The organism is Streptomyces sp. MS19, assembly GCF_047200595.1.
Classification (GTDB): Bacteria; Actinomycetota; Actinomycetes; order Streptomycetales; family Streptomycetaceae; genus Streptomyces.
The window spans coordinates 1-25,436 of sequence record NZ_JBJZOH010000008.1 but is presented as its reverse complement, the minus strand read 5'-3'; the positions used below and the strand labels follow the sequence as shown (position 1 = coordinate 25,436).

Sequence of the window (25,436 nt, the reverse complement as noted above, 5' to 3'; positions counted from 1 at the left end):
CGTACTCGCGCGATGCGGTAACGCAGCGAGGTTCCCCCAGGCCCGGAGGCCTGGGAGGTGCCCCCACGCCGGGCGTCGTGAGCCGGTGAACCCTTCCGGTCACAGCACTAGCGCTGCCATGGCGGGCCCCGGTCAGCGGTTGCTGCGCAGCATGGTCCGCATGGTGCGCATGGCCACGGAGAGGTTCGCCAGGTCGAAGGTCTCGGACGACTGGATCTCCGCGAGGGTCGAACGGGCGCGGCTGAGCATCGCCGCGTTCCGCTGGGCCCAGGCGGCGTACCGTTCGTCCGGCGCGGCCTGCGGGTCGCCCTCGGCGAGGACGTCCGCGGTGATCAGCTGGTGCGCCGCGTAGAGGTCCTCGCGGATCGCCGTGCGGGCCATCGACTGCCACCGGTCGACGCGCGGCAGGGCGCTGACGCCCTCCTGGAGCCGGGTGATGCCGAGCTGGTCGCTCAGGTGGTAGTAGACCTGGGCGACGTCCATCAGCTCCCGGCCGGTGCGGTCGGCGACGGCCACGATGTCCAGCGCCGGGAACGCGGCGGAGAAGCCCGCGACCTTGAGCGCCAGTTCGTCGGGGACGCCCGCCTCCACCAGCTCGTCGTGGAGCGCGGCGTGGGTCTCCGCGTCCGTGCCGCGCAGCAGCTTGGGCAGCTCCTGCCTGACCTGGCCGACGCGCTCGGCGAACAGCTGGATCGTGTCGGCGAGGGCCAGCGGCTGCGGCCTGTTGTTGAGCAGCCAGCGGGCGCCGCGTTCCACGAGCCGCCTGGCGTGCAGCCGGATGCGGGTGAGCATCGCGGCCGGGACCTGGTTGTCCAGGCTCTCGGCGGTGTCCCAGATCTCGGCGAGCCCGAAGATGGCCCGGGAGGCGGTGTGGGCGCGGACGATCTCCTCGGTCGAGGCGCCCGACTCCTCCTGCATGCGGTGCAGGAAGGAGGCGCCGCCCGCGTTCACCGTGTCGTTGACCAGCAGCGTCGTCACGATCTCGCGGCGCAGCGCGTGCGCCTCGATCTGGACGGGGAACCGTTCCCGCAGCGCCGACGGGAAGTACGCCTGGAGCAGCCGCCCGACGTACGGGTCGTCCGGCAGGTCGGTGCCGAGCAGTTCTGCGGTGACCGTCAGCTTGGCGTAGGCCAGCAGCACGGACTGCTCCGGCTGGGTCAGCCCGCCACCGGCGGCGCGGCGTTCCCTGAACTCGTCGTCCGAGGGCAGGAACTCCAGGTCGCGGTCGAGCCTGCCCTGGTCGGACAGCCGCCTGATCATGCGCTGGTGCGCGAGGACGAGGCCGGACGCGGTCGTGCCGCCGTTGGCGAGGGCGACGTTCTGCGCGTAGTTGTTGCGCAGGACGAGCGCGGCGACCTCGTCGGTCATCTCGGCCAGCAGGGCGTTGCGCTGCTTGAGCGTCAGGTCGCCGTTGGCGACGACCGCGTTCAGCAGGATCTTGATGTTGACCTCGTGGTCCGAGGTGTCGACACCGGCGCTGTTGTCGATGGCGTCGGTGTTGCAGCGGCCCCCGGAGGTGGCGTACTCGATGCGGCCGCGCTGGGTGAGGCCCAGGTTGCCGCCCTCGCCGACGACCTTGGCGCGGATGTCGCGGCCGTTGACGCGGATGGCGTCGTTGGCCTTGTCGCCGACGTCGGCGTGCGACTCGGCGCGGGACTTCACGTACGTGCCGATGCCGCCGTTCCACAGCAGATCGACGGGCGCCCGCAGGATCGCCTGCATCAGCTCGGCAGGGGTCATCGCGGTCACGCCTGAGCCCAGGCCGAGGGCGGCCCGCACCTGCGGGGTGATCGCGATCGACTTGGCCGACCTGGGGTGGACGCCGCCGCCCTTGGAGATCAGCGACGCGTCGTAGTCCGCCCACGAGGAGCGCGGCAGCTCGAAGAGGCGGCGGCGCTCGGCGTACGAGACGGCCGGGTCCGGCTCGGGGTCGAGGAAGATGTGCCGGTGGTCGAAGGCGGCCACGAGCCGGATGTGCTCCGACAGCAGCATGCCGTTGCCGAAGACGTCGCCGGACATGTCGCCGATGCCGGCGACGGTGAAGTCCTGCGTCTGGGTGTCGTGGCCCAGCTCGCGGAAGTGCCGCTTGACGGACTCCCAGGCGCCGCGGGCCGTGATGCCCATGCCCTTGTGGTCGTAGCCGGCCGAACCGCCCGAGGCGAACGCGTCGCCCAGCCAGAAGCCGTACGCCTGGGCCACCTCGTTGGCGATGTCCGAGAAGGTGGCGGTGCCCTTGTCGGCGGCGACGACGAGGTACGTGTCGTCGCCGTCGTGCCGGACCACGTCGGCGGGCGGCACGACCTTGCCGTCCACCAGGTTGTCGGTGATGTCCAGCAGACCGGAGATGAACGTGCGGTAGCAGGCGATGCCCTCGGCCAGCCACGCGTCGCGGTCGGCCGCCGGGTCGGGCAGCCGCTTGGCGACGAAGCCGCCCTTCGCGCCGACGGGGACGATGACCGTGTTCTTGACCTCCTGCGCCTTCACGAGGCCCAGGATCTCGGTGCGGAAGTCCTCCCGCCGGTCGGACCAGCGCAGGCCGCCGCGGGCCACCTTGCCGAAGCGCAGGTGGACGCCCTCGACGCGCGGCGAGTACACCCAGATCTCGTACGCGGGGCGCGGCTCGGGCAGGTCGGGGATGCCCTTGGGGTCGAGCTTGACCGACAGGTAGGAGTGCGGCTTCCCGGTGTCGGCGCCGCCCCGCGAGCCGAGCAGGCCCTGGCCCGCGTGCTGGAAGTAGTTGACGCGCAGGGTGGCCTTGATGACGTTGAGGAACGCCCGCAGGATGCGGTCCTCGTCCAGGTTGGAGACCTGTTCGAGCGCGCCGTCCAGCTCCTCCAGCAGGCCGTCCGTCAGCTCGCGCCCGGCGGTCTGCCGCTGCGGGGAGAGGCGGGCCTCGAAGAGGTTGACCAGCAGGCGGGTGGTGTGGGAGTTGCGCCGGAGCGTCGCCTCCATCGCGCCCTGCGTGAAGCGGGCGCCGGCCTGCCACAGGTACTTGGCGTACGCCCGCAGCACCATCGCCTCGCGCCAGGTCAGCCCGGCGGACAGGACGAGCGCGTTGAAGCCGTCGTTCTCGGCGGCGCCGGTCCACGCGGCGGCGAACGCCTCCTGGAACCGCTCGCGCGCGTCGCCCGTCAGCCCGTCGGCGAGGGCCGGCGGGAAGCGCAGCCCGAAGTCGTAGATCCAGGCGGTCGTGCCGTCGCCGAGCCGCAGCTCGTACGGCCGCTCGTCCACGACCTCGGCGCCGAGCGCCTGGAGGACCGGCAGGACGGCGGAGAGGGAGAACGGCTCGCCGGTGCGGTAGACCTTGAAACGCCGCTCGCCCGGGGCGGCGCCCACCTGCTCGTACAGGCTGACGGCGAAGTCCTGGTCCGCGCCGGGGCGCAAGGCCGTCACGTACTGGAGGTCGGCGACGGCCGCGCGGGGCGCGAAGTCGGCCTTGTAGCCCTCGGGGAAGGCGTGCGCGAAGCGGCGGCCGAGCTCGGCCGCGCGCTCCTCGCCGCACTCGGCGAGCAGCGCCTCGGCGAACGAGTCGGCCCACGACCTGGACGCCTCGGCGAGGCGCGCCTCGATGCGGTCGACGTCCTCGTCGCTGAGGACGGGCAGCTCGGCGCCCGGCTCGACGCGCAGGACGAAGTGCAGCCGGGAGAGGATGGACTCGGTGTTCCACACCGAGAAGTCCACGGTGCTGCCGGACAGTTCCTCGGTGAGGATGTCGGTCAGGCGCAGGCGCACCGAGGTGGTGTACCGGTCGCGGGGCAGGTAGACGAGCGCCGAGTAGTAGCGGCCGTACTCGTCGCGGCGCAGGAACAGCCGCAGCCTGCGGCGTTCCTGGAGGTGCAGCACGGCGGTGGCGATGTCCCGCAGCGTGTCCACCGGGGTCTGGAACAGCTCGTCGCGCGGGTAGGTCTCCAGGATCTGGAGCAGGTCGCGGCCGCTGTGGCTGTCGGCGCCGAAACCGGCGGACTTCAGCACCTCGGCCACGTTCCGCCTGACGACGGGGATGCGCCGCACCGACTCGGTGTAGGCGGCTGCCGAGAAGAGGCCGAGGAAGCGCCGCTCCCCGACGACCCGGCCCTCGGCGTCGAACTTCTTCACGCCCACGTAGTCCAGGTACGACCTGCGGTGCACGGTGGCGCGGCTGTTGGCCTTGGTGAGGATCAGCAGCCGGGGCTCGCGGGCCTTGGCGCGCGCGGACGGCGAGAGCCTGCTGAACGCGGCGGAGCCCACCGGGCTGGCGGAGTCGGTCGCGAGGGTGGGGTCGGAGCGCAGGATGCCGAGCCCGGTGCCGGGGACGGCGCGCAGCTGGTCGCCGTCGGACGCCTCGGGGCCGCCGGGGGCCTCGTCGGCGCGCACGAGGTCGTACTCGCGGTAGCCGAGGAACGTGAAGTGGTCGGCGGCGAGCCAGCGGAGCAGCTCGCGGGCCTCCTCGACCTCGGGCTCGTCGAGTGCCGCGGGCAGCGGCTCGTCGGGGAGCCCGTCGGCGAGGCGCAGGGCGGTGCCGCGCATCTTCTGCCAGTCCTCGACGGCCTCGCGGACGTCGCTGAGGACACGGCGCAGCCCGGCCTCGATACGCTCCAGGTCGTCACGGTCGGTCTCGCGGTCGATCTCGACATGGATCCACGACTCGACGACGCTGTCGTCCGGACGGTCGGCGGCGGAGTCGTCCAGCAGGTCGAGCAGGCGGCCGGTGATGTCGCGCCGCACGACCATCTGCGGGTGGACGACGAGGTGGATGCCGGAGCCGAGGCGGGACAGCTCGCTGGTGACGGAGTCCACCAGGAACGGCATGTCGTCGGTGACCACCTCGACGACCGTGTGGCTGCACGCCCAGCCCATCTCCTCGACGGTGGGGGTGTGCACGCGGACGTTGGCGGTGCCCTGCGGCCGCTCGGCGGCGAGCCGGTGGTGCGACAGGGCGGCGCCGTACAGATCGACCGGGTCGCGGTCGGCGAGGTCCTCGGGGGCGATGAAGAGGTAGTAGCGCTGGAGGTAGGAACGGAGCGCGTCCGGGTCGAGACCGTGGCCGGGCGGTCCCCCGACCGCGCCGTGCTCGGCTACCCGTGCGGCTTGTGCCAGTAGTTCGGCTTTGGCTTCGTCCAGCTTGTTGTGCATGTCCCCTGGCTCCTGTCGCGCGCCGTTGCGTGACGTCGAGTAACGGTCACCGGGCAGCGCTCGATCTCGTGGATGGGAAGCTCCCGGCAGAGCGGACCAGTGGTACGGCCACCCCTGGCGAACGCCGGGTGCCGGGCCGGAGCGGCGCTGCCCCGGACCGGTGCAGCAGCCGATATCTCACTGATCACGTAGGCCAAGATATCTCTCCCCCTCCGGCCCGTCGGCATGAGTTGAGCAACATCAGAGGGTCTGTTCGAGCGGCTGTCCGACCAGTTCCTCGGCCACCAGGAGGGCCTCGGAGAGGGTGTCCACGACGGGCACTCCAGCGGTCAGCAGGCTGCGTCTGCTGTGCGAGCCGCCGGTGTAGAGGACGGCCCTGGCACCGGCGTGGGCTGCGGCGACGGCGTCGTCGGTGGCGTCGCCGACCACCACGGCGTCCTGTGCGGAGACCCCGTCGAGCGCGGCCAGGTGGCGTGCCATCTGCTCCGCCTTGCCGGGGGCGGGCCGCCCCGTCGTGTTCCCGTCCACGCGCAGGAAATAGTGATCTATTCCATAGCGCCCCAGCAGCGGCAGGAGCTGGTCGTGGGCGGCGAGCGAGCAGACGGACTGCGTACGTCCGGCGGCGTGCCAGTCCGCCAGCAGCCGGGCCGCGCCGTCGGCGAGGGCCACGCCTCCGGCGAGCGCGAGGTACGAGCGCCGGAAGACGTCCTCGGCGCGCTCCCATTCGGCGTCGGTGGGCAGCCGGCCGAGCAGCCGCTCGTAGAAGCGGGGCAGCGGCAGGGTGTAGGCGTCCCGGTAGCCGTCCAGGGTGAGCGGGGCCACGCCCAGCTCACCGAACGCGGTGTTGGTCGCCTCCAGGACGGCGTCGGTGTCGTGGAGCAGCGTCCCGTTCCAGTCCCAGACGATGTGGGGCCGGCGGGTGGGGCGGGTCGGTCGAGCCATGCACCGACAGTACGCGGCGCCTCTGACAACGGGCCATGCCTTTGTCGTTGCCTATGTCACGGCCTCCGCGTCACACCAGGTGATCGATCTCCTGCACGCCGTACCAGAGCAGGTCCCGGTCGGCGAGCGCGTCCACCACGGCCCGCGCGTCCCCGTCGCCCCGGTCGGCCGCCGCGACGGCACCGGCCGCAGCCGCCACGTCCGCCTCCGCGTCCGCCTCGTCCACATGCACCGCGGCCAGCAGCCGCAGCGGCACCGGCGCGGCCAGGCGTACGCCGCCCGGTTCCCCCTCGCCCGCGGCACCGCCTGAGATGTCCTCCACCAGCCCGTCGGCGACCTCGGCGGCGACCACCACGCGCCGCCGCGGAGCGTCCGGCTCCGCCGCGAGCAGCCGCAGCGACGCCTCGGCGGCCAGGCCGAGCGCCGCGTACTCCAGCTCCTCGTCGTCCCGGGGGTTCCCCGCGGCGTACCACTCGCGCAACGCGGGGGTGACGGCGTACGCGGCCAGCGGCGCGGGCGCGGTCTCGCCGGTCTCCCGGAGCCGCGCCAGCCCTGAGGTCGTGAGGGGGAGGTAGACACGCACGGCGAACCGGCTCCTTTCCGCCTGCGCCGCCGGTCCCGGCGAGCGGCGGCTCACTGTACCAGCGGACCCGCGCCTTGCTCAGGAGTGAGCATGTGATTACAATCCGCAGCAGTTACTCACCAGTAGCTTGCTGCGGGCGGCACATCATCACACGGGGGTGGTCGAATCATGAGGACAGACAGCCGGGGGCCGGGGCGCACCAGGCCGCCCCATCGCGCCGACTCCCGGCGCCCGCACCGGGTCCTGCCCTCGGCCGCGCACCGGCCGCAGGACTGGTTCGCGCACCAGCTGCTGCTCGTGCTCAGCGGCCAGCGCCCGGTGCACTCGCTGCTCGGCCACGCGCGCTCGACCGCGTACGACGAACTGGTGCGGCTCGCCCCGCACGCCCCACTGCGTCCCCCGCTCGGTGAGCGCCGCGCGCCCGTGCTGCGCGGCGTGGGCGTGTGCAGACCGAGGCCGGAGGTGATGGAGGCGTTCGCCCGGATCGCCACGGGGGACAGGACGCGCGCGCTCGCGTTCCGGCTGGAGCACACACCCACAGGACGCTGGCTGTGCTCCGCGATCGAGCTGGACACCGTCCACTGACGGCCGCGGCGCTGTCCGCCGTACGCCCGGGGCGTACGCGTCACTTCTTGCGGCGACGCCCGCCCTTCTGGGCCTTGCGCCGCTCCGCGCGGGTGGTGCCGTCACCGGTCGCCGTCTCGGCGACCTGGTCCGACGCGAAGTCGCCCTCCACGGTCCCGCCGGCGCCGTCCACCGTCGGCGCGGAGAAGTGCAGCCGGTCGGCGCGCTTGGGCATCTCCAGGCCCTTCGCCCGGATCGCGGGTGCACCGCCGCCCGGCGCGCCCGCGGGCACGGCCTGCTGCTCGGCGGCGGCGTGCTCCTTGTCGGCGGCCCCGGCCTGCACCGGCACCTGCTCGACCTGCCGCTCGACCTGGACCTCCAGGTTGAACAGATAGCCGACCGACTCCTCCTTGATCCCGTCCATCATGGCCGTGAACATGTCGAAGCCCTCGCGCTGGAACTCCACCACCGGGTCGCGCTGCGCCATCGCGCGCAGGCCGATGCCCTCCTGGAGGTAGTCCATCTCGTAGAGGTGCTCACGCCACTTGCGGTCGAGCACCGAGAGGACCACGCGCCGTTCCAGCTCGCGCATGACCTCGGAGCCCAGCTCCTCCTCACGCGCGGCGTACCGCTTGTGGGCGTCCTCCTTGACGGAGTCGGAGATGAACTCGGGCGTCAGCCCGTCGCGGCCGCCCGCCTCCTCCTCCAGCTCCTCGACGGTCAGCCCGACCGGGTAGAGCTGCTTGAACGCGCCCCACAGGCGGTCCATGTCCCATTCCTCGGCGAAGCCCTCCACGGTCTCGGCCTGGACGTAGGCGTCGATCGTGTCGTCCATGAAGAACCCGATCTGCTCCCGCAGGTCCTCACCGGCGAGCACGCGGTGGCGCTCGCTGTAGATGACCTCGCGCTGGCGGTTCAGGACCTCGTCGTACTTGAGGACGTTCTTGCGGATCTCGAAGTTCTGCTGCTCGACCTGGCCCTGCGCCGAGGCGATGGCGCGGGTGACCATCTTGTTCTCGATCGGCACCTCGTCCGGGACGTTGGCGATCGACATGACGCGCTCGACCATCTGCGCCTTGAACAGCCGCATCAGGTCGTCGCCCAGCGACAGGTAGAAGCGGGACTCGCCCGGGTCGCCCTGGCGCCCGGAACGGCCGCGCAGCTGGTTGTCGATGCGCCGCGACTCGTGCCGCTCGGTGCCGAGGACGTAGAGCCCGCCGAGGTCCTTGACCTCCTCGAACTCCTCCTTGACGGCCTTCTGGGCCCGCTCCAGCGCCTCGGGCAGGGCCTCGGCCCACTGCTCGGGGTGCTCCACGGGGTCGAGGCCCTTGGCGCGCAGCTCGTTCTCGGCGATGTCGTCGGGGTTGCCGCCGAGCTTGATGTCGGTACCGCGGCCGGCCATGTTGGTGGCCACGGTGACGGCGCCCCGGCGGCCCGCCATGGAGACGATCGCGGCCTCGCGCTCGTGGTTCTTCGCGTTCAGCACCTCGTGGCGGACGCCGCGCTTGTTCAGCTGCTGGGAGAGGTACTCGGACTTCTCCACCGACGTCGTGCCGACCAGGACCGGCTGGCCCTTCTCGTGCTTGTCGGCGATGTCCTCGACGACGGCCGAGAACTTCGCGACCTCGGTGCGGTAGATCAGGTCCGACTGGTCCTTGCGGGCCATCGGCCGGTTCGTCGGGATGGGCACCACGCCGAGCTTGTAGATCTGGTGGAACTCGGCCGCCTCGGTCATGGCCGTACCGGTCATGCCGGACAGCTTGTCGTAGAGGCGGAAGTAGTTCTGGAGGGTGATCTTGGCGAGCGTCTGGTTCTCGTCCTTGATCTTCACCCCCTCCTTGGCCTCGATCGCCTGGTGCATGCCCTCGTTGTAGCGGCGCCCGGCGAGGATGCGGCCGGTGTGCTCGTCTACGATCACGACCTCGCCGTCGAGAACGACGTAGTCCTTGTCCTTCTTGTACAGCTCCTTCGCCTTGATGGCGTTGTTCAGGTAGCCGACGAGCGGGGTGTTGACGGACTCGTAGAGGTTGTCGATGCCCAGCCAGTCCTCGACCTTGGTGACGCCCGCGTCGTGGATGGCGACGGTGCGCTTCTTCTCGTCCACGTCGTAGTCACCGGTCTCGACGACCTGCCGGGTCGGCACGGCGGCCTCACCCTTCTCCAGGCGCTGCACGAGCTTGGCGAAGTCGGCGTACCACTTGGTGGCCTGGTCGGCGGGGCCCGAGATGATCAGCGGGGTCCTGGCCTCGTCGATCAGGATCGAGTCGACCTCGTCCACGATCGCGTAGTTGTGCTCCCGCTGGACCAGCTCCTCCTTGGACCACGCCATGTTGTCGCGCAGGTAGTCGAAGCCGAACTCGTTGTTCGTCCCGTACGTCAGGTCGCAGGCGTACTGCTCGCGGCGCTTCGCCGGCGTCATCCCGGCGGTGATGCAGCCGACGGTCAGACCCAGGTAGCGGTGCACACGGCCCATCCACTCCGAGTCGCGCTGGGCCAGGTAGTCGTTGGTGGTGACCAGGTGCACGCCCTGCCCCGACAGCGCGTTGAGGTACGCGGGCAGGGTGCCGACGAGGGTCTTGCCCTCGCCCGTCTTCATCTCGGCGACGTAGCCCAGGTGCAGGGCCGCGCCGCCCATCAGCTGCACGTCGTACGGGCGCTGTCCGAGCACCCGCTTCGCCGCCTCGCGGACGGTGGCGAACGCCTCGGGCAGCAGGTCGTCCAGCGTCTCGCCGTCGGCGTAGCGCTGCTTGTACTCGTCGGTGAGCGCCCGCAGCTCGGCGTCGGTCAGGTCGACGAAGTCCTCTTCAATGGAGTTCACCTGGTTGGCGATGCGTTGCAGTTTGCGCAGGATCTTGCCTTCGCCTGCACGCATGATCTTGTTGAAGACGGACACGGGAGCTGGTCTCCTTGCCGGTCGGGCCTGGCGCCTGGATGGATGCGCGGACACAGCGAGTGGCCCCGCCGCACCGGCCATGGTATGCGAGCGCCGGGACGAGTGTCAGTGGTCGGCTCTACGATCCCTCCCATGACTGGCGCGCGTTCACACCTTCCCCCGCCTTCCTCCGCGGCCCCTGCCGTGGTCCTCTCCGCGGGTGACGCCCGGCGGATCGCCCTGCGGGCGCAGGGGCTCCTGGGAGCGGTGGACCGCAGGGCGGGCGTCCCAGGGGTGCTGCGGCGGCTCGGGGCGGTGCAGCTCGACACCATCTCGGTCCTCGCGCGGTCGCACGAGCTGCTGCCGTACGCCCGTCTCGGCGCGGTCGGACGGGCGGCGGTGGAGCAGGCGTACTGGGACGGGGAGCGCGCGTTCGAGTACTGGTCGCACGCCGCCTGTGTCCTCCCCATGGAGGAGTGGCCGCTGTTCGCCTTCCGCAGGCGCCGCTTCCGGGCGCGCGAGTCCTGGTACCACGAGATGTCGCCCACCGCCTACGAGAAGGTCCTCGCGCAGTTGCGGACCGAGGGGCCGCTGACGGCGACGGAGCTGGGCGGCGCGAAGAACGGCGGCCCGTGGTGGGACTGGAGCGAGGCGAAGGTCGCGGTCGAGCGCGCCCTGATGCTGGGGGACGTGGTCTGCACGCGGCGGCGCGGCTGGAAGCGCGTCTACGACCTGGCGGAGCGCGCCATCCCCGCCGCCCTGCTGCACGACGACCTGTCCGACGAGGAGTGCCTGCGCCGCCTCGTGGCCCAGGCGGGCGCCGCGATGGGCGTCGCCACGCAGGCGGACCTGGCGGACTACCACCGGCTGTCCCTGGCGCAGGTCGAGTCGGTGGTCGCGGACACCGGCCTTGTGCCGGTGGACGTGGCGGGCTGGGCACCGCAGGGGCGGCCGACGAGCGCGCACCGCGCCTGGGCCGATCCCGCGGCCCTCGACGGTCCGCCGCGCGGGCGGCACCGTACGACGCTGCTGTCCCCGTTCGACTCACTGGTCTGGGACCGGCCGCGCACGGAGCGTATCTTCGGCTTCACCCACCGGCTGGAGGCGTACACGCCCGCGCCCAAGCGGGTCTACGGCTATTTCGCGATGCCCCTGCTGGCGGGCGGGCAGCTGCTCGGCCGGGTGGACCCGGCGCGTGAGGGCGGCACGCTGGTCGCGCGGCACGCGGCGTTCGAGGGCGGCGCGGCGCGGGCGGCGCGGTCCGCCCCGGCGATGGCGGAGGCCCTCGCGGAGGCGGCGCGCTGGGTGGGCTGCGGCGAGGTCCGTGTGGAGCGGACGACTCCGGCGGAGGCGCACGGGGCGCTGGTCGCCGAGGTCGCCCGCACCCCGGTGTGAGGGTGTGGGGACGTGAGTGCCGTCCGTCAGCCGGTCCCGACGTCGAGGATCTTCTCGCGCATCGCGTAGACCACGGCTTCCATCCGGGAGTGCAGCTGGAGTTTCTCCAGGATGTTGCGGACGTGGTTCTTGACCGTGTTCTCGCTGATGAACAGGTCCTTGGCGATGTCGCGGTTGTTCTTGCCCGTGGCGACGAGCTTGAGGACCTCGAGTTCGCGGTCGGTCAGCTTGGGCGCGGGCAGCAGGCGCCGGTCGTCGGTGCGCTGGATCATCGACTTGAACTCGGTGAGCAGCTTGGCTGCCATGGACGGGCTGATCTGCGACTGGCCGTCGGCCACGGCGCGGATGGCGGCCGTCACCTCGTCGGTCGAGATCTCCTTGAGCAGGTAGCCGGTGGCCCCGGCCTTGATGGCGTCGTAGAGGTCGGCCTCCTCGTCGCTGATCGTCAGCATGATGATCCGCGCGCTGGGGGCCACCTCCTTGATGGAGGTGCAGGCCTCGATGCCGCCGCGCCGGGGCATCCGCACGTCCATCAGCACCACGTCGGGCAGCAGGTCGGCGGCCTTCTCGACGGCCTCGGCGCCGTCCCCCGCCTCGCCCACGACCCGGATGTCCTCCTCGTGCGCGAGGACGATCTCCAGGCCGCGGCGGAAGAGTTCGTGGTCGTCGACGACGAGTACGCGGATGGGCTCCGTCGCGGCGTGGCCCGGCGGCGGTGTCGCGGGTTCCGCCCCGTACCGCCCGGTCCGCCCCCGCGGCATCGTGGGTCCGAAAGTGTCCGCCATCCCTGCTCCCCCTGCCGGCCGCCCTGTGTCCACCACACTCGGCGACCCCATGATTCCATGGCGGTACCCCCGGCCGATCGGTGATCGGCCGGGGGTGCCGCGCGTTCCGGACGGGCGGCTCAGCCGCCGAGCGCGCCCCCGGCGCCCTGTGGCGGGATGTGGTCGGACAGGTCGGTCACCAGGTGCATCACGCCGTAGTCGTAGGCGTGCCTGCGGTAGACGACGCTGGGCCGGCCGGTGGCGGAGTCCACGAAGAGGTAGAAGTCGTGCCCGACCAGCTCCATCTCGTACAGGGCCTGTTCGAGGGTCATGGGGGCGGCGGTGTGCGTCTTCTCGCGGACGATGAGCGGGCCGTCGCCCTCGACCAGGAGCGGCCCGACGCGGCGCACGGGGGGCCCGTCGGTCTCCTCGTCCTGGCTGGGGACGGGCCGGCCGTCACCGGTGAGCACGGCGGCGTCGGGGACGACGTCGAGGACCTCGCTCGCGGGGGTGCGGTCGCGGCCCCGGCGGCAGCGGCGCTTGTCGTGCTGCCTGCGCAGCCGGGACTCCAGCTTCTCCACGGCCCGGTCGAGCGCGCCGTAGGGGTCGGCGGCCGACGCCTCCGCCCGCACCACGGGTCCCCGGTGCCGCAGTGTGATCTCCACCCGGTCGGAACGGTCGGCCTGCCGCGGGTTGAGCTCCTTGGAGACCTCCACGTCCAGGCGGGTCACCTTGCCGTCGATCTTCTGGATCTTGTCCAGCTTGAGCTTCTCGGCGACATGCCGCCGGAAACGCTCCGGCACCTCTGTCTTGCGGCCCTTGACGACGATGTCCACGCAAACTCCGTTCCCGGAGGTGCTCCACCGCGTCCGCGGCGCGCACCTCCATTGGTGCACTGGGACCGACGGGGACGGTGTTGCCTCATCCGCCCCGCCGGCGTTGCATCGGGGTTGTGTTCCTTCCCTCCTCCCCCGGGAGCTAGATCAACATCCCCGTTGTTTTCCCGGGGGCCGTCGGGCCCTTGGATTCACCGCGTAGAGAGCGGCATCACGGGGAAAGCGCCCGGGAGCCGGAGAGGATGCGGGATTGCCCGCCCGATCCCCTTCTCCCGCCCACGATTCCACCCGTCCGCGAAGGTACGTGCTCCGACTTCCTCACCCGCCTTTTTGACCTCTTTGTGAGTTTTGCTGTTGTTTCTGCCCTATACCCATTGCTGCGCATCCTGAACCTATTCACCGGAACGAATGCGGATCGCCTTCTCCGAGGGGCCACGGCCGCGCGCGGACCACTCCCGGGAGGGACCCGCGACCACGGCGGCGCCGACGACCTCGCACCCGGCGGCACGCACGGCGCGCGCCGCCTCGGCAAGGGAGGCACCGGTGGTGATCAGATCGTCGACGAGCAGCACCCGCTCCCCCGGCGCCAGCAGATTCCGGCGCACCGTGAGCGCACCGGCGAGGTTGGCCGCCCTGCGCGCGGCCGTCAGCCCGGACTGGTCGGCCACACCGGGGCGCTGCCGCAGCGCGGGGCACGCGCGGACGGCGAGCCCCTCGCGCCGCAGCCAGGCGGCGGCCGCGGCGGCGATGCGCCGCACCGGGTCGTGTCCCCGCCTCGCCACGGCCGACGCGGCGGACGGCACGGGGACCAGCGAGAAGGGCGCCCCGGGAGGCCGTGCCGCGCAGGCGGCGGTGACACCGACGGCCAGGGCGCGCCCGAGTGGCGCGGCGAGTATCAGCGCGCCGCGCTCCTTGTGGGCCAGGAGCACGGCCCGCGCCCGGTCGGCGTAGCGCGCGGCGGCGTGGACGTCCGGCAGTCCGGGCGGGACGGGCACCGGGCTGACCCGGAACGCCGGGCCGCCCCACAGCGCGTCGGCGCATTCCCCGCACAGCCCGGTACGGCCCGCCCCGCACCCGGGGCAGGGTGTGGGCAGGATCAGCGATGCGATCTCCCGCCACCAGGACCTCAGCAATTCCCCCATGCCCCAACCGTGACGCATGGGACGGGTCCCGCCAATACGTCGAAAGTTGACAATGCGGAGAAGATACCGCGCCGTCAGCCGTGACGATCAATGACGGACAGGAACGGTCAATCACGCAATTCCGGAGGCGCAATTCGCACTGAATCGGACGATTGCCCCCGTCAGCCTCTCAGCCCCTCAGCCCGGATAGACGGGCGCCGATCCGCCGTCGATCTTCTTCCACTGGGAGCCGTCCGACAGCCAGGCGACACCGCCGGCCGTCTCCGCGAGCAGCGGCTGGCTCTCGTCCTCGGCGGCCGCGACACCGGTGGCGTCGTTCAGCCCGGGAACGGACGGCGTGTTGGCCGTCGAGCCGTCCGTCTTCACGTACATCAGCTGCTCGACGCCGTCCGCGGGCCGCCCCACCACGACGAGGCGGCTGTTGCCGGCCCACGAGACGGCCGCCACGTCGGCCAGCTGAGGCGCCACCGGCCGCAGGTCGCTGACCTCGACCACGACGCCGTCGGGCCCGTCCGTCCGCTCCACACGCCCCAGCTGGAGCGACCGCTCACCGTCGGGACCGCCGATCAGCATGGCGATCCGCACGCCGTCCGCGGCCATCCGCAGCGAGTCGATCCGCTGCCCGGGACGCAGCCCGTGCACCGGCACGGCGACTGGTTCGCCGTGCCCTCCGTTCAGTCGCAGCAGCCGGGGTTCCGAGGCGGCGCGGTCGGCCACCCAGAGGTCCCCGAGCCCGTCCCAGCTGGGCGAGCTGAGCCCCACGTCCTCACCCGGCGTCCCGCCCGTGTAGACCACGTCGGGCGCCTCGCCCGACGCGAGGGACCCCACGTAGACCTGCGTCCCGTCCGGTCCCACCCCGGCCACGGACCGGCCGTCCCTGCTGACCGCGACCGACCGCAGCGCCGGGTTCTCGCCACCCGCCGCGCCCAGGACGCCCTGCACAGGCCTGGCGGTGCCCTCGTCGGTCACCGAGACCAGACGGCCCTCCGCGTCCAGGAAGTACGGGCGGCCGGTGTCCCCGTCCAGCAGCCCCGGCGCGCGGCTCTCCGCGTCGGCGCCGGTGACCGTGCACAGCCGTCCGCCGGACTCCGTGAGCAGCCGCGCCTCGGCGACATCGACGGAGGCCACGTCCTGCACGGTGTGCAGCACCTGTGCCGCCATCTCCCGGCACCGGCCGGGCGGCCAGTCCGCCGGCACCCCCGCGAGCCGCAGCGTCAGGCTCTGCGAGTCGTCGATCTCGGCACCGTCGCCGACGATGCGCGCCCCCGCCGGGAACGCCGAGCTGACGACCGGGTCCAGCCATTCGCTCGGCCCGTCGAGCAGCGCGGTGACCGCCTCCGTCACCGGCTCGATCCTGCGGCGGACGAACACCGGGTCGGCGACCAGCACGTCACCGCCGTGCTCCACCCGCCCCGACTCCGCCTTGAGGTCCGCGTAATAGAACGTGTTCACGGAGCGGTAGATGCGGCGGAAGTCCGCGTCACCCATCACCAGCCCGTCCGGGAGCCCGTCGATCCGCCACTGCCCGTCCACCCGCCGCAGCTGGAACGACGCCTCATAGTCCCCGGACCGGGGCGTGTAGACGTGCGCCTCGTTCACCGCCGCCAGCCGCGTGCCGCTCAGCGGTACGCGCTGGGTCTGCTCCCCGTCCGCGCCCTCGGCGGGCTCGGGGTCCCCGCTCACGGGCCCGACCTGCGGCCCGTTCGCCAGCACCGCCGTGCCGCCGAACGGGTCCCACTGGTCCCGCCGCGCCGGCGTCAGGTACTGCTTGGCCGTCCCGAACTCGGGATCGTCACTCGTGATCGCTTCGAGGAACCCACGGACGATCTGCGTCGGTGAGTCGTCCTCCTCCGGCGGCACGGCCCACACCCGCACACCCTGCGAGTCGTTCTCCGTACGCTGCGTGGTCTCGACGCGCTGCACAGGCCCGCTGCCCGGCAGCGCCGCACACCCCGTGGCCACCAGGCCGACCGCCAGCAGCGCGGCACCCCGCCGCCACCTCTGTACGCGCCACACCCGGCGGCCCCGCTCAGCGCGCATTGCCGTCGCTCCCGTACCCGTCGCCCCTGTGTCCGTCCTGCCCACCGCCGCCATCCGCCGCCACGGCCACCGGCGGCTGCGGCACCTGCTGCGACGGCAGCTCCCTCGCCGCCCGGCGCTCAAGCCCGGCACGCGAATCCCGCGGCTCCAGGGGCAGCGGCGACCCCCGCAGCGGATCACCCGCCGTACGCGGCAGCGTCAGGCGGAACTGCGCACCGCCGCCCGGCTCACCCCACGCCTCCAGCCGCCCACCGTGCAGATGCGCGTCCTCCACGGAGATGGACAGGCCCAGGCCTGTACCCCCCGTGGTCCGCGCCCGCGCCGGGTCGGCGCGCCAGAAACGGCTGAACACCCGCTCCGCGTCCCCCGGCCGCAGCCCGATCCCGTAGTCCCGCACGGCGACCGCCACGGCGCGGCCGTCCCTGCCCGCGGCCAGCCGCACCACCACGTCACGGCCCTCGCCGTGCTCGATCGCGTTGACGACGAGGTTGCGCAGCACCCGCTCGATGCGCCGGGGGTCCACCTCGGCCACGACCGGCCGCGACGCGCCCCGCACCAGCAGCCGCCCGCCCTTGCGCTCCGCCAGCGGCTCCGCGCCCTCCACGACACGCTTCACCACGTCCCGCAGGTCCGTCGGCTCCGCCTCCAGCTGCGCCGCGCCCGCGTCGAAGCGGGAGATCTCCAGCAGGTCGGCGAGCAGCGACTCGAAGCGGTCGAGCTGGCTCAGCAGCAGCTCGGCCGAGCGCGCCGTCGCGGGGTCGAACCCGGTACGCGCCTCGTGGATGACGTCCGCCGCCATCCGCACCGTCGTCAGCGGCGTCCGCAGCTCGTGCGACACGTCCGAGACGAAGCGCCGCTGCATGCGCGACAGCTCCTCCATCTGCTGGATCTTGAGCTGGAGGTTGCGCGCCATCTTGTTGAACGACTCGCCGAGCCGCGCGATGTCGTCCTCGCCGCTGACCTTCATCCGCTCCTGGAGACGCCCCGCCGCCAGCCGCTCGGCGATCCGCGCCGCCATCCGCACCGGCGTCACGACCTGCCGCACCACCAGCCACGCGATCGCGCCGAGCAGGGCGACGAGGAAGACCCCGGCCGTCGCGATCGTCCCGGCGACCAGGCTGAGCGACTTCTCCTCCTGTGCGAAGGGGAAGAGGTAGTAGAGCTGGTACGGGTTGCCCTGGTTGTCGGTCAGCCGCCTGCCGACGACCAGCGCCTTCTCGGTCTGCCCGTCGGGCCGCACGATCGTCCCGTACTGCCGGTGGGTCGCCGGGTCGCGGTCCAGTGCCTCCCGCATCTCCGCCGAGATGCTCTGCGTCGGCTGCACGTCCTGCGAGCCGCGCGGCGCCCAGCGCGTCAGGTCGGACTCGCCGGGGAACGGCTTGGACAGCTCGGAGCTGAGCGCGACCACGGAGTAGACGCCCTGGCCACCGCTCGCGAGCTGGAGGACCGTGGAGTTGAGCCAGTTGCGGGAGTCGATCGGCTGCCCGTTCCCGGTGTCGGCCGCGTCGGCCGCGAGATCCAGTGCGACGGAGAACCCGCCCTCGGCCTGGCTCTGCGCCGTCTGCCGCTTCGATTCGAGCAGCCCGTTGCGGACCTGCCCCATCACCACGACACCCAGCACCATCACCACGGCCAGGGACAGCAGCAGCGTGCTGGCGACGACGCGCAGCTGGATGTTGCGCCTCCACAGCCGCATCACCGACAGCAGCGGCCCGCGCGCCCAGCGCCCGAAGATCCGGATGGCCGGCTGCGCCCCGGTCGCCGCCCCCTCCGTCAGCAGCCGGGACCCGTGCCTCCACAGCCGAGCGGGCATGTCAGCCCGACCCCGCCTTGTAGCCGACGCCCCGCACGGTCACGACGATCTCGGGACGCTCCGGGTCGCGCTCGACCTTCGACCGCAGCCGCTGGACGTGCACGTTCACCAGCCGCGTGTCCGCCGCGTGCCGGTATCCCCACACCTGTTCGAGCAGGACCTCGCGCGTGAACACCTGCCACGGCTTGCGCGCCAGCGCGACCAGCAGGTCGAACTCCAGCGGCGTCAGCGAGATCGTCTGGCTGCCGCGCTTCACCGAGTGCCCGGCGACGTCGATCACCAGGTCGCCGATGGCCAGCTGCTCGGGCGCGGGCTCCTCGGAACGCCGCAGCCGCGCCCGGATGCGGGCGATCAGCTCCTTCGGCTTGAACGGCTTGACGATGTAGTCGTCCGCCCCCGACTCCAGGCCCACGACCACGTCCACCGTGTCGCTCTTCGCCGTGAGCATGACGATCGGCACACCCGACTCGCCCCGGATCAGCCGGCACACCTCGATGCCGTCCCGCCCCGGCAGCATCAGATCGAGCAGCACGAGGTCCGGCTTGATCTCACGGAACGCGGCCAGCGCCTTGTCGCCGTCGGCCACGAACGACGGATCGAAGCCCTCCCCGCGCAGCACGATGCCGAGCATCTCCGCCAGAGCGGTGTCGTCATCGACGACGAGTACGCGTCCCTTCATACCTTCATCATCCCATCCCCAGATTCAGGACATCGCCGTACGTGTTCGGGAACACAGTGCGGCAAGACTCCCACGGTCCACAGGCGACGCCACACCCACTTCGGTCACGATCGCGGTCACCAGCCCGGGAGGCGTCACATCGAACGCCGGGTTGTACGCCTGCGCCCCCACCGGCGTGACCGGCACCCCGGGCCGCAGCTCCGTCACCTCGTGCGACGGCCGCTGCTCCACGGGGATCGCCGCCCCGTCCGGCGTCTCCAGGTCGATCGTGGACACCGGCGCGACCACCAGGAACGGCACCTCGTGGTGCCGCGCCATGATCGCCAGCGGATAGGTCCCCACCTTGTTCGCCACGGAACCGTCCGCCGCAATCCGGTCCGCCCCCACCAGCACCGCGTCCACCTCCCCCGCCGCGAACAGCGACCCGGCCGCCGCGTCCGCCAGCACGGCGTACGCCATCCCCGCCCGCGCCGCCTCGTACGCCGTCAGCCGCGCGCCCTGCAACAGCGGGCGCGTCTCGTCCACCCACAGGCGCCGCAGCTCACCCTCCTCGTGCACCCGCCGCACGACCGCGAACGCCGTCCCCGCCCCGCCGGACACGAGTGCCCCGGTGTTGCAGTGGGTCAGCAGCTGGTGCCCACCCCCCGGCAGCAGTTCCCCCAGCAGGTCACGCCCGTGCCCGGCCATCCGGTCGCTGGCCTGCGCGTCCTCCCGGTGCAGCGCCCGCGCCTCAGCCAGGGCCGCCGCGGGCCCGCCCCTGCGGTAGGCCTCCACCGCGCGCCGTACCCCGTACGCCAGGTTCACCGCCGTGGGCCGCGCCCCGGCGAGCTGCTGCGCCGCCTCCGCCACGTCGTAGCCGCGCGCGGCGGCCAGCGCGACGCCGTACGCCCCGGCGAGCCCGAGCAACGGCGCCCCCCGGACCACCAGCGTCTGGACGGCCGTGACGAGCCCCGGCACGTCGGTGACGACGAGTTCCTCCTCCGCCACCGGCAGCCGCGTCTGGTCGAGCAGCACGAGGACGGGTCCGTCCGGCGGTTCCGCCCAGCGCAGGGCGGAGAGTCCGTGATCAGCCATTGGGCCAGTCTGCCCGGAGGACCCCGGCGAGAGAAGGCAAGCCACAGGGAGCGCCGCGCCCGGGACGCCGCCGTGGCACGATGGGCGGCGACGACTTGACTCGAACATTGCTGAACGAGGTGACAGCGTGAGCGACTCGCCGGGTTGGGCGCCCCCTGGGTCTCCCCCACCGGAAGACGGCCCCCAGGGGCACTCGCCCGCCGACCCGGCCGCGCCACCGCCCCAGGCACCGGACGCGCAGCAGCCCCCGCCCGTCCCGCCGCCACCGCCACAGCAGCCCCAGGGCTGGGGCCAGCAACCCCAGGGCTGGGGCCAGCAACCTCAAGGCTGGGGTCAGCCACCTCAGCAACCGCAGGGCTGGGGCCAGCCCCAGTGGGCCTCCCCCGGCTGGCATCCCGCCGCCCACGCCGCCAAGCCGGGCGTCATCCCGCTCCGCCCCCTCGGCGTCGGCGAGATACTCGACGGCGCCGTCACCACCGCGCGCACCCACTGGCGCACCGTCCTGACGGTCGCCTTCGCCATCGCCGTCCTCACCCAGCTCGTCTCCGCCCTCGGCATGGCCCTGTGGGTGGACGACACCAGCCTGTCCCTCCTCAGCAGCGACGAGACCACCTACACCGACGAGGAGCTGAACGACGCCCTCCGCGACTTCCTCGTCTGGGGCGGCACCACCACCGTCGTCAGCCTCCTCGGGACCGTCCTGACGACCGCCATGCTCACCATGGTCGTCAGCCGCGCGGTCCTCGGCCGCTCCGTCACCGTCGGCGAGGCATGGCACGACTCCCGCCCCCGCCTGCTGCGCCTGCTCGGCCTCGTCCTGCTGGTCCCGCTGATCGCCGTCGGCGCCGTGGTGATCCCGGTCCTGATCGGCGCGCTCTCCGGCAGCGACGCGCTCCTCGCCGTCCTCGCCATCGCGGCGGTCGCCACCGTGATCTGGCTGTGGGTGCAGTTCTCGCTCGCCGCACCCGCCCTGATGCTGGAACGCCAGGGTGTGACGGCCGCGCTCCGCCGCTCCTGGAAGCTGGTGACGGGCTCCTGGTGGCGCGTCTTCGGCATCCAGCTGCTGATGATGGTGATCCTCGCCGTGGTCGCGGGCATCATCGAGTACCCGGTGTCCCTCGTCGCGGCCCTCATCTCCGGCCAGGACACGGGCGCCGCCCTCGACGGTACGGCCGACCTCACCTGGAGCTACCTCCTCGTCAGTGGCATCGGCGCCGTCGTCTCCGCCACCATCACCCTCCCCATCAGCGCGGGCGTGACCGCCCTCCTCTACATCGACCAGCGCATCCGCCGCGAGGCCCTGGACATCGAGCTGGCCCGCGCCGCAGGCGTCGCCCCTGCCCCCGGGACCTGACCCGGTGCCCCCGCTGCTCCCCACCGCCCGGCGGACGGACCCCTCCGGTCCACCCGTCGGCGCGGACCGGGGCCCGGCCCGCGAGGAGGCCGAACGCGAGCTGTCCCGGCCGATGTACGAGCGCGACGAGCCCAGCCCGTTCCGCCGCGCCCTCGACTGGCTGTGGGACCGCGTCACCGACCTCCTCGACGGTGTCGCCGTCCGCACCCCGGGCGGCTGGGTGGGCCTCCTGATCGTCGCGGTCCTGGTGGCCGCCCTGGTCACCGTCCTGTGGCTGCGCCTGGGCAGTCCGCGCAACGCCGCCGGGCCGCGCGGCGACGGCGCCCTGTTCACCGACCGCCCCCGCACGGCCGCCGAGCACCGCGCCGCCGCCGCCGGGCACGCGCTGGCGTCCCGCTGGACCCCGGCCGTGCAGGAACGGACGCGCGCCCTCGTCCGCGCCCTGGAGGAACGCGCCCTGCTGGACGTCCGCCCCGGCCGCACCGCCACCGAGGCCGCCGCCGAAGCGGGCCGCCACCTGCCCGCCCTGTCCGCGGACCTCGCCGAGGCCGCCACCCTGTTCAACGCCGTCACCTACGGCAGCCGACCGGCCGACGCCGCCGACTACGCCCGCGTGTCCGAGCTGGACGACCAGGCGGCCCGCACCCGCCCCACCCTGTCCACCACCGGGACGGCCCGATGACCACCTCCACCGCGATCTCCCCCACCGCGAGGACCCTGTGGCGGCGCGGGCGCGGCGCCCTCGTCATCGCGGCCGTCCTGGCGGCGACGGGCATGTTCCTGGCGTACCTCAACGACGGCCCCTCCGGCGTCCTCGACCCCCGCTCGTCGTCGCCACCCGGCACCCGCGCCATCGCCGAACTGCTCGCCGACCACGGCGTCGACACCACCCTCGTCACCACCACCGCCGAGGCAGCCGACGCCGCCGGCCCGGACACCACTCTCCTCGTCGCCCGCCCCGACTCCCTCAGCGACACCAGCCTCGCCACCCTGCGCGACGCCACTGCCGACAGCCCCGGCCGCACCATCCTCCTCGCCCCCACGGCCCTCTCCCTCGACACGCTCGCCCCCGGCGTACGCGTCACCCCCGACTCCCCGCTCGCGTCCCTGCCCGCCGACTGCGACTACGCCCCGGCCCGCCGCGCAGGCAGCGTCACCCTGGGCGGCCCCGGCTACAGCGTCCTCACCCGGACCGGCCCCGGTGCCGCCTGCTACCCGGCCGACAACGCCCCGACCCTCGTCGTGCTCCCCGATTCCCCCGGCGATACCGTCCTCCTCGGCGCCCCCGACCTCCTGCGCAACGACCGGCTCGCCGACGACGGCAACGCCGCCCTGGCCCTCCAGCTCCTCGGCGCCCACCCCCACCTCGTCTGGTACCTCCCCTCGGGTGACGACGCCACCCGCGGCACCGGCGACGCCTCGTTCACCGATCTCATCCACCCGGGCTGGCGCTGGGCCGCCCTCCAGCTGGCGATCGCCGCCGCCCTCGCCGCCCTGTGGCGCGCCCGCCGCCTCGGCCCGGTGGTCACGGAGCCGCTGCCCGTCGTCGTCCACGCCGCCGAGACGACCGAGGGCCGCGCACGCCTCTACCACCGCACCGACGCCCGCGACCGCGCCGCCGACGCCCTGCGCACGGCCACCCGGGCCCGGCTCGCCCCCCTCGTCGGCCTGCCACGCCACGCCGCGCACTCCCCCGCCGCGCTCACCGAAGCCGTGGCGTCCCGCACCGGCGACCCCGCACCCGCCGTGCACCACCTGCTCTTCGGCCCGCCACCGGCCGACGACCCCGGCCTGATCCGGCTGGCCGACGAGCTCGACGCGCTGGAACGCCGCGTCGCCCCCGACCACGCGCATCCGAGAGGCAAGGACCGCCCCCAGTGACCGCACCGACAGACGCCAGAACGGACGACCCCCGCGCCGCGCTCCAGGCTCTCCGCGCCGAGATCGGCAAGGCCGTCGTCGGCCAGGACGCCGCCGTTACCGGCCTGGTCGTCGCCCTGCTCTGCCGGGGACACGTCCTCCTCGAAGGCGTCCCAGGCGTCGCCAAGACCCTGCTGGTACGCACCCTCGCCACCGCGCTCGACCTGGGCACGAAGCGCGTCCAGTTCACCCCTGACCTGATGCCGAGCGACGTGACCGGCTCCCTGGTGTACGACGCCCGCACCGCCGAGTTCTCGTTCCAGCCAGGCCCCGTCTACACGCACCTGCTGCTGGCCGACGAGATCAACCGCACCCCGCCGAAGACCCAGGCGTCCCTGCTGGAGGCGATGGAGGAACGGCAGGTCACCGTCGAGGGCACGCCGCGCCCCCTGCCCGACCCGTTCATGGTCGCCGCGACGCAGAACCCCCTGGAGTACGAGGGCACCTACCCCCTCCCCGAGGCGCAGCTCGACCGCTTCCTCCTCAAGCTCGTCCTGCCGCTGCCGGGACGCGACCAGGAGATCGACGTCCTCAGCCGGCACGCCGCGGGCTTCGACCCGCGCGACCTCGCCGCGGCGGGCGTCCGCGCGGTCGCGGGCGCCGGGGACCTGGCCGCCGCGCGCGCGGACGTCGCCAGGGTCACCGTCGCCCCGGAGATCGCGGCCTATGTCGTGGACGTCTGCCGCGCCACCCGCGAGTCCCCGTCGCTGTCCCTGGGCGCCTCGCCCCGCGGCGCGACGGCCCTGCTGAGCACGGCCCGCGCCTGGGCCTGGCTGTCCGGCCGGGCGTTCGTCACGCCCGACGACGTCAAGGCCCTCGCCCTGCCCACGCTGCGCCACCGCGTACGGCTGCGGCCCGAGGCGGAGATGGAGGGCGTGACGGCCGACGGCGTTGTCACCGGCCTCCTCGCCCGCGTCCCGGTCCCCCGCTGATGGCGGTCACGGGCCGCACGGCGCTCGTCGCCGCGCTGGGCGCCCTGGTGGTCGCCGCCTTCCCCGGCTGGAACGGTGTGCTGGCCGTCCTGGGCCTCCTGCTGCTCGCGCTGCTGTACGACCTGGCGCGCGCCGCCCCGGTCCGTACGCTCGGGCTCGCGCGCGACGGTGACACGACGACGCGCCTCGGCGAGGAAGCCCACGTCACCCTGACCGTCACGAATTCCTCAGCCCGCGTCCTGCGCGCCGACGTCCGCGACGCGTGGCCGCCCAGCAGCTGGCGGCCCGTCGCACGGTTCGAAGGGTCACGGCACCGCCTGACCGTGCCGGCCGGCGAACGCCGCCGCGTCACCACGGTCCTCTCGCCGACCCGCAGGGGCGACCACCGGCCGGTGCGCGTCACCGTGCGCTCGTACGGCCCGCTGGGCCTCGCCGCCCGCCAGGGCGGTCACCGCGTGCCGTGGGCCGTGCGGGTCCTGCCGCCGTTCACCAGCCGCAAGCACCTCCCGGCCAAGCTGGCGCGCCTGCGCGAACTCGACGGCAGGACGACGCTGCTGACGCGCGGTGAGGGCACGGAGTTCGACAGCCTCCGGGAGTACGTGCCGGGGGACGACGTGCGCTCGATCGACTGGCGGGCGACGGCCCGTCAGTCGTCGGTGGCCGTCCGGACGTGGCGTCCGGAGCGTGACCGGCACCTGCTGCTGGTCCTGGACACGGGACGCACGTCGGCCGGGCGTGTCGGTGACATGCCCCGGCTCGACGCGTCGCTGGACGCGGCGCTGCTGCTGACGGCGCTCGCCTCCCGTGCCGGTGACCGTGTGGACCTCCTCGCCTTCGACCGGACGACGCGGGCCTCGGTGCGCGGCAGGTCCGCGACCGATGTCCTGCCGTCCGCGGTGAACGCGCTGGCCGGTGTCGAACCGGCGCTGGTGGAGAGCGATCCGGGCGGTATGGCGTCCGCGGCCCTCGCGGCGGCGGGGAACCGTTCGCTGGTCGTCCTGTTCACGGCGCTCGACACGGCGCCGCTGGAATCGGGTCTGCTCCCGGTGCTGCCCCGGCTGACGCGCCGCCACAAGGTGGTCGTCGCCGCCGTGTCCGATCCGCGCATCGAGGAGATGAGCCGTGCGCGGGGCACGGTGGCCGGCGTCTACGAGGCCGCGGCGGCAGCGCGCCACGAGGCGGAGCGTGACCAGCTGGCGGAACGCCTCACCCGCCTCGGCGTGACGGTCGTCGAGGGCCTCCCGGACGCGCTTCCTCCCGCTCTCGCCGACGCGTATCTGACCCTCAAGGCATCCGGCAAGCTCTGATCCCCCGCCCGGTCCATCTCCATGTCGGGAAGGACCGGGAAAGCGGTGGAGCAGAAACACAAAAAGAGCTGGTCCTCACCAGGAATTCCTGGTGAGGACCAGCTCTT

At 73.0% G+C, this 25,436-nt stretch carries 18 protein-coding genes; 7 read left to right on the top strand and 11 right to left on the bottom strand.

Features of this window, described 5'->3' with window-relative positions; genetic code table 11:
* Positions 1-132 precede the first annotated feature (132 nt).
* The 3 genes from ACL02R_RS10790 to ACL02R_RS10780 all read right to left on the bottom strand — a co-directional run bounded on the left by ACL02R_RS10790 (position 133) and on the right by ACL02R_RS10780 (position 6,637).
* Positions 133-5,112, bottom strand: a complete 4,980-nt coding sequence (locus ACL02R_RS10790) for an NAD-glutamate dehydrogenase (RefSeq protein ID WP_412796640.1) — start codon at positions 5,110-5,112, stop codon at positions 133-135.
* A gap of 240 nt (positions 5,113-5,352) precedes the next feature.
* Positions 5,353-6,054 carry an HAD family hydrolase gene (locus ACL02R_RS10785; RefSeq protein ID WP_412796639.1) on the bottom strand — a complete coding sequence of 234 codons (702 nt, stop codon included), beginning with the start codon at positions 6,052-6,054 and terminating at the stop codon, positions 5,353-5,355.
* Between the two features lie 70 nt (positions 6,055-6,124).
* A complete protein-coding gene (locus ACL02R_RS10780) occupies positions 6,125-6,637 on the bottom strand; it encodes a DUF6912 family protein (RefSeq protein WP_412796638.1) in 513 nt (170 codons plus the stop codon).
* Positions 6,638-6,805: 168 nt separating this feature from the next.
* On the opposite strand from ACL02R_RS10780, the gene ACL02R_RS10775 reads away from it, so the two are divergent.
* Positions 6,806-7,222, top strand: coding sequence for an Rv3235 family protein (locus ACL02R_RS10775; RefSeq protein WP_412796637.1), 417 nt, complete (start codon positions 6,806-6,808; stop codon positions 7,220-7,222).
* 40 nt (positions 7,223-7,262) lie between these two features.
* Here ACL02R_RS10775 and secA read toward each other — a convergent pair whose 3' ends face one another.
* Positions 7,263-10,094: a preprotein translocase subunit SecA gene (gene secA, locus ACL02R_RS10770; RefSeq protein WP_412796636.1), complete on the bottom strand. Its 2,832-nt coding sequence runs from the start codon at positions 10,092-10,094 to the stop codon at positions 7,263-7,265.
* 132 nt (positions 10,095-10,226) lie between these two features.
* Here secA and ACL02R_RS10765 point away from each other — a divergent pair, with 132 nt between their 5' ends.
* Positions 10,227-11,468 carry a winged helix-turn-helix domain-containing protein gene (locus ACL02R_RS10765; RefSeq protein ID WP_412796635.1) on the top strand — a complete coding sequence of 414 codons (1,242 nt, stop codon included), beginning with the start codon at positions 10,227-10,229 and terminating at the stop codon, positions 11,466-11,468.
* Between the two features lie 26 nt (positions 11,469-11,494).
* On the opposite strand, the gene ACL02R_RS10760 is transcribed toward ACL02R_RS10765, so the two are convergent.
* From ACL02R_RS10760 to mtnA, 7 genes are all read right to left on the bottom strand, one after another.
* On the bottom strand, positions 11,495-12,253 hold the full coding sequence (locus ACL02R_RS10760; protein WP_412796634.1) for a response regulator: 759 nt from the start codon (positions 12,251-12,253) through the stop codon (positions 11,495-11,497).
* A gap of 119 nt (positions 12,254-12,372) precedes the next feature.
* Positions 12,373-13,068: a ribosome hibernation-promoting factor, HPF/YfiA family gene (gene hpf / locus ACL02R_RS10755; RefSeq protein WP_412796633.1), complete on the bottom strand. Its 696-nt coding sequence runs from the start codon at positions 13,066-13,068 to the stop codon at positions 12,373-12,375.
* A 392-nt stretch (positions 13,069-13,460) separates the two neighbouring features.
* Complete coding sequence (locus tag ACL02R_RS10750) at positions 13,461-14,198, bottom strand: ComF family protein (protein WP_412796804.1); 738 nt, start codon at positions 14,196-14,198, stop codon at positions 13,461-13,463.
* 189 nt (positions 14,199-14,387) lie between these two features.
* Positions 14,388-16,250, bottom strand: a complete 1,863-nt coding sequence (locus ACL02R_RS10745) for an LpqB family beta-propeller domain-containing protein (protein ID WP_412796632.1) — start codon at positions 16,248-16,250, stop codon at positions 14,388-14,390.
* Positions 16,240-18,063 (bottom strand): MtrAB system histidine kinase MtrB, encoded by a 1,824-nt coding sequence (mtrB, locus tag ACL02R_RS10740; RefSeq protein ID WP_412796631.1) that lies wholly within the window; start codon positions 18,061-18,063, stop codon positions 16,240-16,242. Before mtrB ends, ACL02R_RS10745 begins: the two co-directional genes overlap by 11 nt.
* 1 nt (position 18,064) lies before the next feature.
* Entirely contained in the window at positions 18,065-18,742 is a 678-nt protein-coding gene (gene mtrA, locus ACL02R_RS10735; protein WP_052848402.1) for a two-component system response regulator MtrA, read from the bottom strand.
* 24 nt (positions 18,743-18,766) lie between these two features.
* The gene (mtnA, locus tag ACL02R_RS10730) at positions 18,767-19,816 is read right to left on the bottom strand and encodes an S-methyl-5-thioribose-1-phosphate isomerase (RefSeq protein WP_412796630.1); all 1,050 of its coding nucleotides are present in this window, start codon (positions 19,814-19,816) and stop codon (positions 18,767-18,769) included.
* Between the two features lie 127 nt (positions 19,817-19,943).
* On the opposite strand from mtnA, the gene ACL02R_RS10725 reads away from it, so the two are divergent.
* Genes ACL02R_RS10725 through ACL02R_RS10705 form a run of 5 tightly spaced genes read left to right on the top strand, consistent with a single transcriptional unit; the run spans position 19,944 to position 25,329 of the window.
* Entirely contained in the window at positions 19,944-21,170 is a 1,227-nt protein-coding gene (locus tag ACL02R_RS10725; protein ID WP_412796629.1) for a glycerophosphoryl diester phosphodiesterase membrane domain-containing protein, read from the top strand.
* A gap of 4 nt (positions 21,171-21,174) precedes the next feature.
* A complete protein-coding gene (locus ACL02R_RS10720; RefSeq protein WP_412796628.1) occupies positions 21,175-21,852 on the top strand; it encodes a DUF4129 domain-containing protein in 678 nt (225 codons plus the stop codon).
* A complete protein-coding gene (locus ACL02R_RS10715; RefSeq protein WP_412796627.1) occupies positions 21,849-23,051 on the top strand; it encodes a DUF4350 domain-containing protein in 1,203 nt (400 codons plus the stop codon). The genes ACL02R_RS10720 and ACL02R_RS10715 overlap by 4 nt, the downstream gene beginning before the upstream one ends.
* On the top strand, positions 23,048-24,022 hold the full coding sequence (locus tag ACL02R_RS10710; protein WP_412796626.1) for an AAA family ATPase: 975 nt from the start codon (positions 23,048-23,050) through the stop codon (positions 24,020-24,022). The genes ACL02R_RS10715 and ACL02R_RS10710 overlap by 4 nt, the downstream gene beginning before the upstream one ends.
* Positions 24,022-25,329, top strand: a complete 1,308-nt coding sequence (locus tag ACL02R_RS10705) for a DUF58 domain-containing protein (RefSeq protein ID WP_412796625.1) — start codon at positions 24,022-24,024, stop codon at positions 25,327-25,329. The genes ACL02R_RS10710 and ACL02R_RS10705 overlap by 1 nt, the downstream gene beginning before the upstream one ends.
* The last annotated feature ends 107 nt before the right edge of the window (positions 25,330-25,436 follow it).

Coding starts and splice junctions, on each gene's coding strand:
- ACL02R_RS10790 (WP_412796640.1), bottom strand. CDS start 5,112: ATGCACAACAAGCTGGACGAAGCCAAAGCCGAACTACTGGCACAAGCC.
- ACL02R_RS10785 (WP_412796639.1), bottom strand. CDS start 6,054: ATGGCTCGACCGACCCGCCCCACCCGCCGGCCCCACATCGTCTGGGAC.
- ACL02R_RS10775 (WP_412796637.1), top strand. CDS start 6,806: ATGAGGACAGACAGCCGGGGGCCGGGGCGCACCAGGCCGCCCCATCGC.
- ACL02R_RS10765 (WP_412796635.1), top strand. CDS start 10,227: ATGACTGGCGCGCGTTCACACCTTCCCCCGCCTTCCTCCGCGGCCCCT.
- ACL02R_RS10760 (WP_412796634.1), bottom strand. CDS start 12,253: ATGGCGGACACTTTCGGACCCACGATGCCGCGGGGGCGGACCGGGCGG.
- ACL02R_RS10745 (WP_412796632.1), bottom strand. CDS start 16,250: ATGCGCGCTGAGCGGGGCCGCCGGGTGTGGCGCGTACAGAGGTGGCGG.
- mtrB (WP_412796631.1), bottom strand. CDS start 18,063: ATGCCCGCTCGGCTGTGGAGGCACGGGTCCCGGCTGCTGACGGAGGGG.
- mtrA (WP_052848402.1), bottom strand. CDS start 18,742: ATGAAGGGACGCGTACTCGTCGTCGATGACGACACCGCTCTGGCGGAG.
- mtnA (WP_412796630.1), bottom strand. CDS start 19,816: ATGGCTGATCACGGACTCTCCGCCCTGCGCTGGGCGGAACCGCCGGAC.
- ACL02R_RS10715 (WP_412796627.1), top strand. CDS start 21,849: ATGACCACCTCCACCGCGATCTCCCCCACCGCGAGGACCCTGTGGCGG.
- ACL02R_RS10705 (WP_412796625.1), top strand. CDS start 24,022: ATGGCGGTCACGGGCCGCACGGCGCTCGTCGCCGCGCTGGGCGCCCTG.